The sequence below is a fragment of the Acidobacteriaceae bacterium genome, assembly GCA_035944135.1.
GTDB lineage: Bacteria > Acidobacteriota > Terriglobia > Terriglobales > Acidobacteriaceae > Granulicella.
This window is the reverse complement of the sequence record DASZBM010000007.1, coordinates 72,428-88,734: the sequence shown is the minus strand read 5'-3', so window position 1 is coordinate 88,734 and position 16,307 is coordinate 72,428. Positions and strand designations below refer to the sequence as shown.

The 16,307-nt window shown below is 61.4% G+C and carries 14 protein-coding genes; 6 read left to right on the top strand and 8 right to left on the bottom strand.

Going from position 1 to position 16,307, the window contains the following annotated elements; translation table 11 throughout:
• Window positions 1-32: 32 nt before the first annotated feature.
• The 3 genes from VGU25_12235 to VGU25_12225 all read right to left on the bottom strand — a co-directional run bounded on the left by VGU25_12235 (window position 33) and on the right by VGU25_12225 (window position 4,187).
• Complete coding sequence (locus VGU25_12235) at window positions 33-1,118, bottom strand: hypothetical protein (GenBank protein HEV2577969.1); 1,086 nt, start codon at window positions 1,116-1,118, stop codon at window positions 33-35.
• A gap of 27 nt (window positions 1,119-1,145) precedes the next feature.
• On the bottom strand, window positions 1,146-2,231 hold the full coding sequence (ruvB, locus tag VGU25_12230; protein HEV2577968.1) for a Holliday junction branch migration DNA helicase RuvB: 1,086 nt from the start codon (window positions 2,229-2,231) through the stop codon (window positions 1,146-1,148).
• Between the two features lie 510 nt (window positions 2,232-2,741).
• Window positions 2,742-4,187, bottom strand: a complete 1,446-nt coding sequence (locus VGU25_12225; protein ID HEV2577967.1) for a glycoside hydrolase family 27 protein — start codon at window positions 4,185-4,187, stop codon at window positions 2,742-2,744.
• A 100-nt stretch (window positions 4,188-4,287) separates the two neighbouring features.
• Here VGU25_12225 and VGU25_12220 point away from each other — a divergent pair, with 100 nt between their 5' ends.
• Entirely contained in the window at window positions 4,288-4,632 is a 345-nt protein-coding gene (locus tag VGU25_12220; GenBank protein ID HEV2577966.1) for an FmdB family zinc ribbon protein, read from the top strand.
• 215 nt (window positions 4,633-4,847) lie between these two features.
• Window positions 4,848-5,015 carry a hypothetical protein gene (locus VGU25_12215; GenBank protein HEV2577965.1) on the top strand — a complete coding sequence of 56 codons (168 nt, stop codon included), beginning with the start codon at window positions 4,848-4,850 and terminating at the stop codon, window positions 5,013-5,015.
• Window positions 5,016-5,083: 68 nt separating this feature from the next.
• Here VGU25_12215 and VGU25_12210 read toward each other — a convergent pair whose 3' ends face one another.
• Window positions 5,084-5,530: a hypothetical protein gene (locus tag VGU25_12210; GenBank protein HEV2577964.1), complete on the bottom strand. Its 447-nt coding sequence runs from the start codon at window positions 5,528-5,530 to the stop codon at window positions 5,084-5,086.
• A 104-nt stretch (window positions 5,531-5,634) separates the two neighbouring features.
• Here VGU25_12210 and moaA point away from each other — a divergent pair, with 104 nt between their 5' ends.
• Together moaA and VGU25_12200 are read left to right on the top strand one after the other, a co-directional pair.
• Window positions 5,635-6,774 carry a GTP 3',8-cyclase MoaA gene (moaA, locus tag VGU25_12205; GenBank protein ID HEV2577963.1) on the top strand — a complete coding sequence of 380 codons (1,140 nt, stop codon included), beginning with the start codon at window positions 5,635-5,637 and terminating at the stop codon, window positions 6,772-6,774.
• Between the two features lie 166 nt (window positions 6,775-6,940).
• Window positions 6,941-8,053, top strand: coding sequence for a sensor domain-containing diguanylate cyclase (locus VGU25_12200; protein ID HEV2577962.1), 1,113 nt, complete (start codon window positions 6,941-6,943; stop codon window positions 8,051-8,053).
• 105 nt (window positions 8,054-8,158) lie between these two features.
• Here VGU25_12200 and VGU25_12195 read toward each other — a convergent pair whose 3' ends face one another.
• The 4 genes from VGU25_12195 to VGU25_12180 form a co-directional block, all read right to left on the bottom strand.
• Entirely contained in the window at window positions 8,159-9,271 is a 1,113-nt protein-coding gene (locus tag VGU25_12195) for a hypothetical protein (protein ID HEV2577961.1), read from the bottom strand.
• A gap of 44 nt (window positions 9,272-9,315) precedes the next feature.
• Window positions 9,316-11,742 (bottom strand): glycoside hydrolase family 15 protein, encoded by a 2,427-nt coding sequence (locus VGU25_12190; protein HEV2577960.1) that lies wholly within the window; start codon window positions 11,740-11,742, stop codon window positions 9,316-9,318.
• Window positions 11,743-11,816: 74 nt separating this feature from the next.
• Window positions 11,817-12,695: a UTP--glucose-1-phosphate uridylyltransferase GalU gene (gene galU, locus VGU25_12185; GenBank protein ID HEV2577959.1), complete on the bottom strand. Its 879-nt coding sequence runs from the start codon at window positions 12,693-12,695 to the stop codon at window positions 11,817-11,819.
• A gap of 139 nt (window positions 12,696-12,834) precedes the next feature.
• Window positions 12,835-14,601 carry a DUF885 domain-containing protein gene (locus VGU25_12180; protein ID HEV2577958.1) on the bottom strand — a complete coding sequence of 589 codons (1,767 nt, stop codon included), beginning with the start codon at window positions 14,599-14,601 and terminating at the stop codon, window positions 12,835-12,837.
• Between the two features lie 347 nt (window positions 14,602-14,948).
• On the opposite strand from VGU25_12180, the gene VGU25_12175 reads away from it, so the two are divergent.
• Both VGU25_12175 and VGU25_12170 read left to right on the top strand, forming a co-directional pair.
• Window positions 14,949-15,992: a hypothetical protein gene (locus VGU25_12175; protein ID HEV2577957.1), complete on the top strand. Its 1,044-nt coding sequence runs from the start codon at window positions 14,949-14,951 to the stop codon at window positions 15,990-15,992.
• Window positions 15,993-16,135: 143 nt separating this feature from the next.
• Entirely contained in the window at window positions 16,136-16,306 is a 171-nt protein-coding gene (locus tag VGU25_12170; GenBank protein HEV2577956.1) for a hypothetical protein, read from the top strand.
• The last annotated feature ends 1 nt before the right edge of the window (window position 16,307 follow it).

The window sequence follows — 16,307 nt, the reverse complement described above, 5'->3', positions numbered from 1 at the left end:
CTCGGACCTGTGTCCAATCATGGGTGTGCCCTTTATGGCACAGCGTCCACGGTTGCGGTCTGGCCCTCGACACTCTTCTTGGAAACTGCCTGGACGGTATAGCGATAGCGAACTCCCTGCTTCGCGGTCGCGTCGTGGAAGGCGGGGAGTTCGACCGGCTGGGGCGTCAGGCGCTCGGGGGAGCCGAGCGGCGTGCCGGCGGCATCGATCGCCTGCCGCGTGACGACGTATCCCTTCAGGCCGGGCTCCTCCACGGGCTCCCAGACAAGGTCTACGGCGAAGGCTCCAGCCTCGGCAAACGGCGCCGCACTCAACCCGGACGGAGCCGGCGGCGGGAACGCGTTGTGCCAGGTGATGACCACGGGAGCCGACGCCGCGCTGTCGATCTTCACGGTCTGCTGACCGAGGGTTACGGTCTTTCGCCGGACCGCAATGTACCGGTATGGCGTGTCCTCAGCGGCCGTGCTGTCGATGGTCGAAGCTGCACCCGTCGCGTGGCTGTCGAGCCAGACCGGCTCCAGATCCTCGCGCTTAGCCTTCATCGGCGGCGAGACCAGCTCGCGGCGCAGCAGAACATTTCCGCCAGACGGGCCTTCGGCGGACTGCCAATGCAGCAGGATGCCCGCGCGCGTTTCTTCGGCGGTGAGGCCCTGAACAGCCGGCGGCGCCGCGCCCGCGGCGGTGAGCGCCGGTTCCGACCATCCGGCGGTTTTGTCTTCGAGGTTGCTGAGTCGCACGCGATAGAGCAACAATCGCGGCTCGCCGGTCGACTCGGCTGCAGGGAGTTGATCCTGCCATGTGATAGCGCGATCCGCTGCGGTGGTGCGGGGCGACACGCTGATGCCAACGTCCTTGAGCGACGGGACCGGAACACAAGGCTGTGCCTCTGCACCGCGGCAGACGGACGCCTTCAGCAGCCCCTCACGAATCGGCAGACTGTCGGTGGTGCGTTGGGGCAGTGTGAAGCGAAGCGTAACCTGATCGCCTTCGCGCGTTGCACTGAGGTCGCGAACTGGCTGAGGGAGCTGCAACGACGGCGGCCTTGGCGGCCCGGGGCTCGCGCATCCCACCAGCACGATGGCCCCGCTAATTAGTCCTGCCGCGCGTCCTCTCACCACCTGAGCCTAGCATCCGTTCTCACGCCGTTACTGGAAGAGCGTCGGAGCTGGCGGGTTACGGCGCGGCATCTCGATGCCGAGGTGCTCGTATGCCCGGCGCGTCGCGACGCGTCCGCGAGGCGTGCGGTCGAGGAAGCCAATCTGAATCAGGAACGGCTCGTAAACCTCTTCGAGCGCGTCCTGCTCTTCGGCGAGCGCGGCCGCCAGGGTGTTCAGGCCTACCGGGCCGCCGTCGTACTTCTCAATGATTGTTCGCAGCAGGCGGCGGTCGAGCTCATCGAAGCCATGCGCGTCGACCTCGAGCAGTTCAAGCGCGCGCATCGCGGTCTCGCGGTCGATGCGGCCGGCGGCACGCACCTCGGCGAAGTCGCGCACGCGGCGGAGCAGGCGATTTGCGATACGTGGGGTTCCGCGGGAGCGCACTGCAATTTCGGCCGCCCCGTCTTCATCGATCGGCACACCAAGAACTTCAGCCGAGCGCGTGACGATGAAGCGCAGATCGTCCTCGGTATAGAACTCGAGCCGCAGCAGAATTCCGAAGCGCGACCGCAGCGGCGAGCTCAGCAGGCCGGGCCGCGTGGTTGCGCCTACCAGCGTGAACGGCTTCAGCTCCAGGGTGTGCGTGCGCGCGCTCGGCCCCTGCCCGATGATGATGTCCATCTGGTAGTCCTCGAGCGCGGTGTACAGCTTTTCCTCGAGGACGGGCTGGAGACGGTGAATCTCGTCCAGAAAGAGCACCTGCTTTTCGCGCAGGTTGGTGAGGATGGCGGTCAGATCACCCTGGATCTGCAGCGCCGGACCGGAGGTTTGCTGGAAGGCGACCTCGAGCTCGTTCGCGATGATCGTCGCCAGCGTGGTCTTGCCGAGACCGGGTGGGCCGAAGATGAGGACGTGATCGAGGGCTTCGCCGCGGGCTTTGGCGGCTTCGAGCGCGATGGAGAGCTGCTCCTTGGCCTTGGACTGGCCGATGAATTCCGCCAGACGCTTGGGCCGCAGCTTGAGTTCAAACTGGGAGTCGTCGTCGACCGGACCGGCCGAGACAATACGGTCCGCGTTCTCGGCGCGGTCCTTCGATCCGGATTTTCGTTGCGGAATCTGGAACGGAGCGGGCACTGAGGCGAGGATACGGCGAAGATAGCGCTAATACAATGCATGGCTTGAGGCCGCCTGTGCAAAGTGAGCCAGCAAAGCCAAGGGGCCGGCACACAAATGCAAGGGGCCGTCCCGGCAGGACAGCCCCTTGCAAAAGTAAGAGCCAACAGATGTACAGACCGGTGTAGGCGAGCCCCGCGTTCTCTCCCCCAAGAGAACGCGGGTTCCTGCCTCGCCCCCCGCATGCTCAGGCTGTTTCGCCTTCCAGCATGGTGCACAGTACCCGGATCAGCTCTTTTCAGAGCCCCCGTGATCAGGTCTGCGCTTGCGCGAGCACCTCGAACAGATTCGGACTGCGAGTGCCCTTTTTGACCCGGGAAAAGGATGGGCTCTCAATGTCTCTTTCCTGTCTGGCGCTTCTTGAAATCAAAACTAAGGGCTGACTGGCAAAGCGTGAAGATTCACTTGGTAATCTTGCGCGCAGCTCTGGTAACTGCCTATTGGCCGGGAAGTAACGTGACAACGGTGCGACTAGCTCCCCTCCAGCAGCACGCAGCCGTGGGGTGGAATGGTGAGCTTCACACGGTCGTTGCGCCACAAGGTAGTGTGTGCCCAGACATCGAACAGCTCCGCAAGTGGGCCCTTGACCTCGCCCGAGAAACCAAGCTCAGTGCGCGGGCGGTCGATCTTCATCGGAGCGTCGCTCAGGTTGAATAAGGCCACAGCAAACGCCGGTGTGTAATCCAAACCCGGCTTCAATTTAACTCGCCACACGCGCAGATCGCCGGTTGCGAGGCCGTCCACAGGTTTGCCGCGCACCGATGTGTATTGATCGAGGTCCAAAACTCCGCGATTCGTCAGCAGCTTCAGGGTCTCTCGATCGAGCATCGTCAAATTCGCGCCAAGGATCAGAGGGCTTTGCGTGATCGACCAGAGAGTGATCAGCGTCTTCTGCTCGTCCGGTGTCAGGCGGGTGTGGCGAGGATCGCCCCATCCGGGAGAGGGCCGCAGTTCGCCGAGCGGGAGCATGTCGGCGTCGGGCCACTGGCCGGGCTTGAAGTCGAACTGCGACCACGTGGCGAGCCGGTCGAACTGGCCCTTGAGCGACTGCGGGAAGCCATCGGCGAAGTTGCCACCGCTCCAGAGGTCCCAGAAATCGTTCGAGATGCGCCACATGTTGGCGAGCGAGGCGACCTCGGTGGCGTGCGAGGGGTTCGTGGGGCCGGGTGAGAGGCTGAGCACCATGTTTCTGCCGGTCTTATCGATGGCTCTGCGAATCTGGCGGATCTCGCTGACCTTGTAAGGGTGGTCGGCGATGCAGTCCACCTTCAGTAGGTCGACGCCCCAATCGGCGTACTGCTGGAGGAGGGCGTCATACCAGGCCTGGCCGGCAGCGTTGTCCTTCACGCCCCAGTTGGTCGGGTCCCACGGGCAGGCGTCGCTGGTGTCGGCTGCATCCTCGGCGTGGAAGCTCGAGTTGGCGATGGGTAGGTTGCGTTCGACCGAAGCGCGTGGGATCCCGCGCACGATGTGAATGCCGAACAGCAGACCTTTCGCATGCACCCAGTCTGCGAGCGGTTTGAAGCTTGTCTCCTCGATGGTCGCGGCGAGCCTAGGCTTCGGCCCCGCGTATCCATCGCCAAAGACCATTGGCTTTCCGACAGCCGACGGGAACCTTGCCGGCACGGGCACATACCTCCCGTACTGATCGATCGCATACCGCAGCGTCTCGGGCTTCGGCCTGTCCTGCGGGTTTTCGAAGAACCAGCCCTCATCGATGACTCCGTAGCGCCAGCCGAAGGGCAGCAGCTTGTCGTGCAGGACCTCGACGTTGGCGCGGAACTGCGCTTCGGTGATGGTGAGCCCGTAGGCGTCCCAACTGTTCCAGCCCATCGGCGGAGTGGACGCGGGCGATTGCGCGATGGCGGAGAGCGCGGAGAGCATCACAGTAATGAGCACCAACAGCCGACGGAGCATGCCCGGAGCATACATCGGCTGCACCGGTTCATTGGCAGCCCGATCGCGCCAGACTGTATTCTTAAAACAGCGAACGTTTTCAAGCCCAGAAGGACCCGCAATGCCGCTTTACGAGTACGAATGCAAAGAGTGCGGACGCCGCACCGAAAAGATCCAGAAGTTCTCCGACGCTCCGTTGACCGTATGCCCGCACTGCGGTGGCCCGATCGAGCGCACCCTGACCGCCCCTGCCGTCCAATTCAAGGGTGGCGGATGGTACAAGGACCTCTACTCTTCGGCGAAGCCGGCTGCGTCCTCGAACGGCGACACGGCCAAGTCGGGTGGTGAGACTTCCAAGCCGGCTGAGAGCACGGCCCCGGCGAAGAGCTCCAGTGAGAGCTCGGGTGCTGGCTCATCGAGTTCGACGTCGACATCATCGACGCCTGCGACCACGTCAAAGAGCTGATTTGCGGGTTCTGATTGCAAGAGTTTCGCCGCGAGCAGCGCTCCCGGCATCTGATTCAAACGCCGGATGTTGACTTCTGGGTTACTTGCACAGAGGTGGCAGAAGGCGGGAATACCCAACGTTAACAGGGGTGCGCTATTATCCTTCGCATGAGATGTAATCACTCACTCCGCGGTGCCGCTCACGAGGACGCCTCGGAGGGGGGCCGGACCTTTATGCGCAACGTAGGACTGGTTTCAGCCGGGATTACCGTGCTGGCCATCGGTGTGGTCGTGGGACGAGAACTGCGCGAGCGGTACAAGTTCCATCGCCGCACGCCGTACGACGTTTACTCCCACTCGGGAGACCAGACGCAGGAGATGGAGTTCGGCGTCGGGATTTAGCCGCGCTGCCGAGATTCACGCATGCGCTGCCGCCTGGCTGGATCGGGCGATTTGAGTCTGCCCACGGTCTAGGCAATCTCCGTTCTGATAATCCGCGGCTCGGCCTGGAGAAGGCGTATCAGGTCCTCGACCGTGACGAGCGGAGTGGGCTGGAGACCCGGGCTGTACTCCCGCCGCAAGGCGAGCGATAGATCGCGGACGGTCTGCTCGACATCCTCCGGCGTCAGGCCCAGGTCTTTTTCCAGATCGTCGCCCGGAAGTACCGGAAACGGCACGAGTTGTACCTCGCGCAGGTAGCGGAATGTAGACGAGGTGATGACCGGATCGAAGCCGTACTGCTGAAGCTGTGCGGTGAAGGTCTCATGCGTTACGCCGGCGCGCTTGCGGCGCAGCGTGTGCTCACGGGACCAGGCAGACAGTCGTAGCAGGACAATACACAGCACCGCGGCCGCGAGAAGCAGCCAGAGGGGCCAGGCGTGGTGCCCCAGCCATGCCGTAATGGAGGTCGTCCGCACGAGATTCCTGCCTCGCAGGAGGGAACAGCGCAGCCTGCCGCTGGGGGGTGCGGACCTGGATGGTTCCTCTGTAAGTTGCCCTCAGTATGACATGGATGCCGGGAATGGGCTTCCGGAAACTGCATCTGAAGAAGTACTGTTTCCTTATGGCCGCTGCGCTGCCGCCCATCCTGAATCCGGTGCAAGACCCGAGCCCTGCCTTCCAGGCGGAGCCCTGGAGCGTTCGGCCGGATCCAGCCGAGCCTGGGACGAGGCTGCGCGATAAGCACGGGCGAGCCATCACCGACCTGCGGCTCTCCGTCACAGACCGCTGCAACTACAAGTGTGTCTACTGCCGCACCGGCAACGAGGGAGCCCAGTACACCGAGCTGCCGATCGAAGAGTACAGCAGGATGGTGCGGCTGTTCGTCTCTCTCGGCGTGGAAAAGGTGCGGCTCACCGGCGGCGAGCCACTGCTGCGCCGGGGCCTCGTCGAGCTCATCGGCGAGATCGCCGGCATGCACGCGGCTTTCACGCCCGATCCTCTCGACATCGCGCTGACCACCAACGGCCACCTGCTCGCCGGAATGGCGAAGAACCTCAAGCGCGCCGGGCTGAACCGCGTGACGGTCAGCATGGATGCCGTCGACGCCGAGACCTTTGCGCGTATCACGCGCGTTCCCGGCAGCTTCGAGCGTGTGCGTGATGGCATCCGCGCCGCGCAGGATGCGGGCCTCGGTCCGGTGAAGGTGAACGCGGTTCTGCTTCGCGGCTTCAATGACAACCAGGTCGAGGCCTTCGCGGAGTTCTCGCGCGCTGAAGGCGTCATCGTGCGCTTCATCGAGTGGATGCCGCTCGAAGAGGACCGCACCTGGACGCCGGAGGCCGTCGTACGCATGGACGAGATCATCCATCGTCTCAACCATGTACGCCCGCTCGTCGCACTGCCGGCAAATCACGCGTCCGAGACTGCGCGGCGGTTCACCTTCGACGACGGCATCGGGGAGATTGGAATCATCGCGCCTGTCTCCCATCCTTTCTGCGGACACTGCAGCCGCATTCGCGTCACATCAGACGGCAAAGTCAGGACGTGCCTCTTCTCGCAGAGTGACCACGATCTTGTGGGGCCGATGCGGAGCGGTGCGAACGATGATCAGTTGCGCGAACGCATTCGCAAGATTGTTGATCGCAAGGAGTCTCGGCATCACATCGGCGAGCCCGGCTTCCTGAAGCCGTCGCGATCCATGGTGCATATCGGCGGATAATTCGCTTGTTCTTAATCAAAACAATCCTCGCGTTTCATCCTGATACGCCGATGCACCTAGTATGCAAACGCGTACACTGGCAAATAGGCAAGAGACCGGTACATTCTTGCGCTATGCTTGTCAGACTGATGATGAGTACGTCCTGACCCGATACCCAGGAAGGAACGTGACAAACAGTCGGCATCCCGAGCTAATGGACAGCAGGCAGCTGGACCACCTGCGCGTCTTCCACGAAGTTGCGCGTGCGCTGACGGCCAACCTTGAGTTGGAGCCGCTGCTGCGGGCGATTCTCTCGCAGATGGAAGAGTACTTCGGGCCTGAGCAGTGGTCGCTGCTCATGCTTGATGAAGAGGCCAACGAGCTCTACTACGCGCTCCACGCCGGCATCGATACAGAAAATATCGGGGACCTTCGCATAAAGATGGGCGAAGGCATCTCCGGTTACGTTGCACTCACGGGCAATCCGCTCGTGATCCCCGATGTGACCGCCGATCCGGACTGGTCCGTCTTCGCGCGTCAGCATCCGGAGATGCACCTGCTGTCGATCGCCTGCCTTCCGCTGCGCCACGGCGGACGCACGCTGGGCGTGCTGCAGTTGCACAACAGCAAGCTTGACCTGCTGCCGGAGGCGTCGATCTCGTTCCTTCGCGTGCTCTGCGACTACGCAGCGATCGCGCTGGCGAACGCGCGTTACGTCAAGCTGGTACAGCACCTGACCATCACGGACGACTGCACAGGGCTGTTCAACTCGCGCTATCTGTACACGATGCTCGAGAACGAGATCGCTGCGGAGAATGATCCGCGCGTTATCCCGATCAAGCCGCACTTCAGCCTGCTGTTTCTCGACCTCGATCATTTCAAGAGCGTGAACGACACGCACGGCCACCTGGTTGGCTCACGCCTGCTTGCAGAGGTCGGCAACGTGATCAAGCGCACACTTGGACCTGCACATGCCGGCTTCCGGTACGGCGGTGATGAGTTCGTCGCGCTGCTGCGCGGACTCGACAAACCCGCAGCGACCGAAGTGGCGGAGAAGCTTCGCGAAGCGATCATCACCAATGCCTTCCTGAGCGGCGAAGGGCTCGGGCTGCGGCTGACCGCAAGCTTCGGACTCGCGACGTATCCACAGGATGGAGATACGCTGCACTCGATCATTCGCTCCGCCGACACGATGATGTATCACGCCAAGGCGCGGGGTCGCGACCAAATTGCTATAGCTGATCCCGACTCGCTGGCGTCGATGCCGATGTCGAAGACCTCACGGCATGCCACGGCGTGAAGAAGTTAGCGAGTGAGGAGTTAGTGAGTTAGGAAGGCAGTGCCTTCGTTCTCGCCTTATTCACTATTCACTACTCACTATTCACTCCAATCGCTGAGTCGGAACTCATCTCGACCTGTGCTCCAGAGTGGGCGGCCGCCTCGCCTCCGGATGAATCGCCTCGATATTTTCAGGCGCGTCCGAGTGCACGCCGAAGTCCCACACATCAAGATTCACCGCGTTGGCTCCGAGCACCTCGATCAGCGCATACTCGCCGAAATCCAACGGCTGAAGCGGCGTGAGTTTCATCCAGTGCCCGCCGGGCAAAATCTCCGCACGCGTCTCCACAATGTCGCGCTGCGTGCGGCCAGTGCCGAGCCACGCGATTCGTAGGCTGTCCACGATGCGCGCGTCCTGACGCACATCCACGCGTTCAATCACATACCCATTGTTCGGATCGCCACCAGAAGGCGTGGCGCGTCCGCTTGCGCCGTGCGTGTCGACCGTGAACGTGCCGCCGCTGGTGTAAACAGCGTCATCCGGATTGCCGCCATTGACGCGCACATAGAAAACCGGATCAGGCACATGAAGCTGAATATCGGCGCGTTCCCGCGGAATATCCGTGATGCGATGCGGAGCAGAGGCCGGATTGATCGCGCCCTTCTGCACCGCGTGCGCCGTCTCCTTGTTCAGGTCGGAGGCAGACTGCGGCATCGGCACCAGCTCCGGCGTGCCGCGGAACGTATCGAGCGCGAGCACGCTGTCCTCTTCGGGCAGGTGCAGGTCAGGCGCAATCTCCGGCGTCAGCGCGGCGCGTGCGGCTTCCTCCTTCGCGAGCTCCGGACTGATCACCGGCGCATGCGACTGCTCCGCCTTGCGCGCCCCGGGCTCGTGGTCTTTCTTCCACTTCTCGGTCGCGGGCAGATCGACCAGCGCGAGTGGAATCTCTTCTTCTTCACCTTCGCGCTCCGCACTGCGATAGTGCACCACGTTGCCGACGACCTGGTAGCTCAGCACAAGCTGATAAGTTCCGTCCTTCAGGATGAGCCGTGTGCGCGCAGGTTCAATCGTGTTCTGCGTAGGGCTGGGAACTTCCATCGGCCGATGCTGCTGTCGTTGCTGGCCGATGCCCGAGAACGAACAAGCCAGCAACACGCCTACAACAGCCGCGCGCTGCACTGTCGTTGAGCACCAGATTCTCCCACCGCCAAACACCTGCAGCCTCCCGCGCGTCGTCACAACAACTCCAAGCTAGCAGAGTCTGGCAGACGCGGTCTCGACGCTCACGGCTTCACGCGCACGATGAACGATGACGGAATCTCAGTCTTGTCTTTCGACTTGCTCTTTCGCTCGAGCGAAATCCGAATCACCGCGCCCGCTCGCAGCTCGCGGGTGGGCAGCGTTGCATAATGCAGGCCGAGGCCCGTGTCGCATGTCTCTGCTGTACCGCTGTCTCTGCCCGAGCTCCAATTCACCTGCGCAGCCACGGGAAGATCAAGGCGAAGATCTTTGCCGTGCGTGAGCCAGCCGCGCCGCTGCTCCGGCGTCCAGATTTGGAAGCTCGCCGTGTGGCGCTCGTGAATGTATCGCTGCTGAAGCGCCGGTATGCAGTCCCACACGGCGCCTTCGTGCAGCGACCGCAGCAGCTTGATGTACTCCGCATGCGCCCACGCCAGCGGCATGCCGGAGCCGGACGGATGTCCATTGAAGAGGAAGCGCTCCGGGATGTCTTCCGCATCCCAGACCTGTTCGGGGATCATTCCGCACTCGCTCGTCTGTCGCGCCATGGTCTTCAGCAGCTCAAGTGCCACGTCCGCGCGGCCCGCAGCGAGCTCATAATGCCCGCGCTCTCCGGCAAGCAGCGGCCAGCAGCGGCCAATGCCGCGTTTGTCGTAGGGCCTCCCGTCGGCTTTCTCACCATAGCCGTCATCGGTCGAGCGCCTCCAGCCCGGCCCGGTCTTCGTCTCTCTACGCAACGTCGCATCGATCACCTTCAGCGTGTCGACAATGCGTGGATCGTCCGGCGCGCGCAGGCCGAGACGAACCAGCGTCAAAAAACCCGGACTCACAATATCGATCGCGCGACGGCTGAGCGGACCCGATACAACGTTCGGCATGCGAACGCGGAGATGGCCGACCTCGCGAGTCTCGATCCGTTGCGGCGGAGTCATCCGCACGTAGTAGCCGCGCACGCCATGCTTGCGTGCAAGCGGCGTGTCCTCGACGTAGGTCAGCTCGTCGATGGAATCGTTCCATGCATCGGCAGTTTCGCGAATGAACTCGGCGTGATCGTGTTTGCCCGCGAGCTCCGCGAAATCCGCGGCCATGAGCAATGCCGCGACCTCGGCACCCATTGTGTTGGGCGAATATCCGGGCGTCGTCTCCCATCGGTCCTGCTGGGTCACCGGCCCGTGGCGCAGCAGAAACCGCGTTGCGTTGCGCACCATCGGGACCGGGTCGTAGCCGTCGAGCGCATGATCGCGGCGCATCTTGTCCGCAAGCAAAATCGGCAACGCAATCGCGTCCATCTGGATCGCGGTCCAGTGCGGCGTTCCGTCCAGCCACATGTTCTGGCTCCAGCTGCCGTCCGCGTTCTGCGTGCAGGCGAGGAAGAAAAGCGACGACCGCGCTGCGTGAGCGTCACCGCTGGCGAGTTTGCCCATCGCCGTTTCGACCGAGTCGCGCGGCCAGAGAACGTGATACCCACCGATGTCCTTGTCACCACGGGCGAAGCCCCAGGGAACAGAAAGGCCTGCGATGAAGCCGCCCGGAAAGCGCTTGGATTGATGCGTCTCAAGCACCGCGGTGCTGACACGATACATATCGAGGCGTTGGCCGGAGAGATCTTTGAGGTCGCGGTATCGCCTCTGCTGCTCGCGCCACTGCCGCAGGAAGAGCTCGCGTGCTGCACCGTAGTCTTGCAGAAGCCCGGCACGCGTCTGGCGACCTGCTTCCGCCGAATCATCACCACCAGCCAGGGAGATGAGGAAGCTGCCGTCCCCTGTGCTTTTGTAATCGATCTCAATTGTTAGGCCGATGTTGCCATTGGGTGCGTAGTTGGATTCGGGCAATGGTTCGCCTCGGCGCAGAACGGTGAAGCCGTCGGACTTGCCGATGTATCCGACGCTGCACTGCAGCGGGCGCGGTGAGCTGCCGCACGCCAGGCACAGGGCTCCCCGCTGTGCAAACACCATGGGCTCGCCTTTGTACTCGCCGACCCAGGCTTCATTGTTCGCACCACGATCACCGATGTGTGCGTCGATGACCAGATAAAGCCGCAGTTGCTGCTTCTCGGCCGGGAGGAAGCGGCCGCGCAGAAGCAGCCCGTCGCGCATCGGATCGGGAATGATCTCTTTCGTCAGTCGATAGGCGCCCGATTTGCAGGCCGATTCGATGCGGCAGCCGGGGACGCCGGTGTCGAGCCATTCGACCTTGTGCTCCGCGTCCCACATCTCGTCAGAAAAAAAGCCGTCTTCACCCGTGACGACGAAACGCACCGAGCGGGTGTTCGCCTGATCGACATCCGGGAAGTAGACCTCGGCGATTGTGCCGTCGTTGATGGTGTACCAGATGCGGCTCTCGGGAAGAACCGCCGTGCCGACCATGGTCTTCGCGCCGGATGCCCAGCGCGGCTTTGCGCCGGGCTGGCCCCGAGCCTTCTTCCGCTTGCGCGGACGCGTGATGTCTGGTTGTTCAATCCCCTTGTCCATAGATGCCAGAGCTCAGTAAGTGCCCTGAAGACCTAGGATGCAGAGAACCAGCCTCTTCGTTTGCGCTGAATGACTTAGAACGTCTGCTGCTGCAGCCATCGTCTGAAGCGCGGTCCGAGATCATCGCGCCGCAGCGCGAACTCTACCGTCGCCTTGAGGAATCCGAGCTTGTCGCCGGCGTCGTAACGCGTGCCCTCATACGTGAAGCCGTAGACCTTCTCGTACTCCAGCAGCGCCTTGATGCCGTCCGTAAGCTGAATCTCGCCACCGGAACCCGGTGTCACCTTCTCCAGCATCTCGAAGATGCGCGGCGTGAGGATGTACCGCCCAATGATGGCATGCTGGCTCGGCGCCTCCTCCGGCTTCGGCTTCTCCACCATGTTGCGTACGTCCAGCAGCCGCGGATCGTCCGGATCCTGCTCGCAGTCCAGGCAGCCGTAGGAAGAGATGGCCGCGCCTTCCACGATCTCGGACGCAAGAATCGATGCCTGTGTCTGCTCGAACGCATCGACCATCTGCTTGAGGCAGGGAACCTGCGCGTCCACGACATCGTCAGGCAGAATCACCGCGAACGGCTCGTTGCCGACAAGCTGCTTGGCCTGCAGCACCGCGTGGCCCAGCCCCAGCGCATCCGGCTGGCGCGTGTAACTGATCTTCGCCAGATGCGAGACGCCGCGCACCATCTCCAGCAGCGCGGTCTTGCCGCGCGCCTCCAGCGCTGTCTCCAGCTCATACGATTTGTCGAAGTGATCTTCGAGCGACGACTTGCCGCGGCCGGTAACGATGATGATCTCTGTGCAACCGGCGGCAACAGCTTCCTCTACTCCGTACTGGATCAGAGGCTTGTCAACGAGCGGAAGCATCTCCTTGGGAGTTGCTTTGGTGGCGGGCAAAAAGCGAGTGCCAAATCCGGCTGCCGGAAAGACAGCCTTGCGCACCTTCATGGATGGCATTGTGTTGTTCCTACTCCTGAATGACTGCAGTAATCCTACCAACGCTTCGATGCAAAATTTCGCCGTGAGGCCGCGAAACTATCATCGTGCGCGCCTCAGCCCGGGGTCCCCAGCGAACTTGTTCGCTGCGGTGGACAGCCTAGAGCACAGGCGAGTCATCATGCAACATTGTTTTCCGGATTACCTTGATCGGCGCAAATCCCTGGCGCATGAAGTCATCATGAAAGCGTTGTAAAGAAAACTCTGCGCCCTGCCGCTTCTCGACATCCGCGCGCAGCTTCAGGATCTCCAGCTTGCCGAGTGTGTAATACAGATAGAGCGCATCCGATGTGCCGCGCTTCGTCTCCACCTCGGCGATCGGCCGCGCCTGATATCCCTCCTTCACGAAAAAGTCCTCAGCCTCGGGAATCGTGAGCTCACCGCCAACACCTGTATGCATCCGGATGGCGACGATGAAACGCGCGTCGCGTAGCAGAGCGTCCTGCAGCTGACCGAGCCGAATCAGCTTCGCTTCATGTTCATCCTTAGCACCGACACCCGGTGCGTTGTAACCCTCGTCCAGCATCATCTGCTCGCAGTAGTGTGCCCAGCCTTCGATGTTCGTGTTCGCGCCGATAATCTTGCGGATTTTGGAAGGGAACTGCGGCGTCCACAGAAACTGCACATAGTGACCGGGATAAGCCTCATGCACGCTCGTAGACACGATGGTGCCAATGTTGAACGCAGCCATGTATTCGCTCGTCTTCTGCGCGGGCCAGTTCGACTCCGGCAGCGTGACGTTGAAGTACGCCTTTGTCGAATGCGTCTCAAACGGTCCCGGTGGATCCATCGAAGCCTGCGTCGTCGCACGCATAAACGGCGGCGTCTCTTCGAGCGTCGGCTGCACATCGCTGGGAATCGTGATGATGTTGTGCGCGCGGATGAAGCTGATCTCCGAATCGAAACGGTCGTGGAACGCTTTGAGGAGATCGGCCGGGGCTGGATGAATTGCGGCCAACTCCGCCAACTCCTGCTGCGGCGTTTTCGTCGGATCGATCTCCTTCGCTACGCGCGCGAACTCCGCCTGGTTCTTGTGCAGGTCGTCGTAGCCGATCTGCAGCAGCTTATCCAACGGGATATCAACCATCTCGTTGTCCGCAAGCGCCTTGCGGAAGTTGTCCGCGCCCCAGCGAAAATCGCCATTGGAGCGCGGCAGAAGATCGCTCTTCATCCACGCCGCATACGATTTCATCGCCTCAATCACCGCCGCATTCGTCTTCGCGAACTCCGCCTTCGTCTGCGCATCTGTTGCCGCGTCGAAAGCCTTTGGAACATCATTCTGGAAGAAACTGACGTCGTCATCGATCTGCTCGAGCGCAATCTCCGTGTAGATGCGCGGCGGGTTCTTCAGATTCTTCCGTGCCTCAGCGAACACCTGCGGAATCAGCTTCTCGCGCTCCACCGCCGCGCGCAGCCGCGTATCCACGGGAGCATACGGCCGCTCCATGATCGTGAAGATCGCGTTCGTCACGCCGGTTGAATAGTTATCCGGATTCTTCTCCCACCCGCGAATTACCTCGAGCTGGAGGAGCTGGCCACGGATAGAGCCCAGCAGAATGTCGCGGTCCGCCGCAGGCTCCGCGTCCAGCGCCGAGCCATCGATCGCCGCAATCTTTCGCTCCCACTCATGCAGCGCCGCAATCTCCTTCTGAATCCCCGCCGCCGAGTAGTCCTCAAGCTGCGTGTCGTACTGATGCAGACCCGCCGTCGTGCCTGCGGTCGGCGCGTACTTGAAGTACACCTGCTCGAAGTACTGCTCGGACAGCGTGTTGAATGTCTGGCCTGCGCCATCGGCGGAAGGATGTTGTGCGAACATGGGAGCCGCAAAAAGGCTGAGGGCCAGCGAAGCAATGGTAAAGTGCCGCATGTGTCCCAGTGTAGTTGCTGAGCAGATCCAGGAGAGCCGTGAAATACGACCGGATACCCGCAGTGATATTCCTATTTTTCGTCTGCACAATGACCGCCCAGAACGTCCGGTCTATCCACGTGATCGGCTCTTGGGGTGGGCTCGGTACACCCGCTAAATCGGAGATACACATCCACAGTTCAGCAACGGAAACCAAGGAGAAGGGGATTGCCGTCAGTCCAATCGCACTAGCTCGACTCGTCAGTGCGCTTCAGGAACCCGCACTCGCTAAACCCTCTGCCTCAAATCTTGGGATCAGTACAGCTTGGCTGCGGAGTCATGTAGAAGTGGCTGGACGGAACGCGAGTATGCTCTGGTTCGATCAGGGTACACCAGCTCAAAAACAATTCTTCCGAGAAAAATTTGCTGATCTCTCGACTCTCCAATCACGGCTCGACGACGTCTATGAAGGACGCCACACGGACGATTATCCGGGGATGAAGATCGATATTCATCTAGAAAATGGCGACACAATGACCGCGACTTCACGATCACAAAACCCATTGATGCTGCCTTGGTGTGTCGGCTTGGGCAGTGCGCCATGCGCAGAGACCTTTAATTCTCATATTTCAGAGGCGCTGTATGACCTGCTACCAAAGAATTTCACGAACAGAGAGCGGTTACGCGATACCGACACGTTCGTCGGTCTGGCTCCCCAAATGGGGCTGTATATGTCCTCGGCGCTCGAGAAGGACTGGAACATGATCGGTGTCCAAGACAAGGACGCTACGTCACTTGCAAAGCTGCGACAGCACTTCACGATAAGGTATGCCGACATCAACACGTATAACGATCTACCCTTCAACGAAGTGCCGAATCAGGGCAAGAAAGTAGACGAGAATCTTCAGGTGATCTTGTGGAGGCCAGAATTTCCGCCCCACTTCACAATCGAAGCACACCTGTTGCGTGAACAGGGCCAGACGCTCGGGGTCGATGAGGTCTTCGACAAAACCAATCACTACGCGAATACAGTACTTGCGGTTCCGTGGCTCGCGGGTTTCCTCCGTGCTCACCCAGAGCAAGGGGCATATATCGTCTATGTGCACGGCACATCCATGACCGACAAAGCGATGCGGATATTTGCTCAGGATATGCACTTAACCGGACACGACGCCTTGGTACAGCGATCCCGCGCCTCGCAGAATGAGGATGTCCTCTTGGAGACCGGCAGTGGTGATTGGTGGATCATACTGCCCGATCACTCGATGATCCTGTGGCGCTGGGCGAGCCTGCACCCCATCCTCAAATGGCCCACGAATACGTTCAGTGCCAAACGATGCACGGACTATCAGGAAGTAACCGGAGGATGCGATGGCTCGCTAATTTCCCCAACAGGTGAAATTGTTCACTAACGAGTTGAGCAGGACTCAGTGACCACCGGATTCTGTATTCAGCATCGCCAGCAACTCCGGCGCCTCCTTCAAGACCGTCTTCGCGCAACCGGCCGGGCGGAGACGCCGCGCCTAGTCGATCCCGCATCAGACAGGGAATGCAGATGCCACGACCCGCTGCGCTCACCCTGCTCACCGTTCTGCTGCTCTCCTCAACCGCTCTGACCGGCTGTGTGGTCGCCGGCGTCACGAGTGGCGGACACTTCTTCATCTTCCCGGGCATCGCTGTGCTCGTGCTGATTTTTATTGTGCTGATGGTGTTCCGCCGGCGTTGAG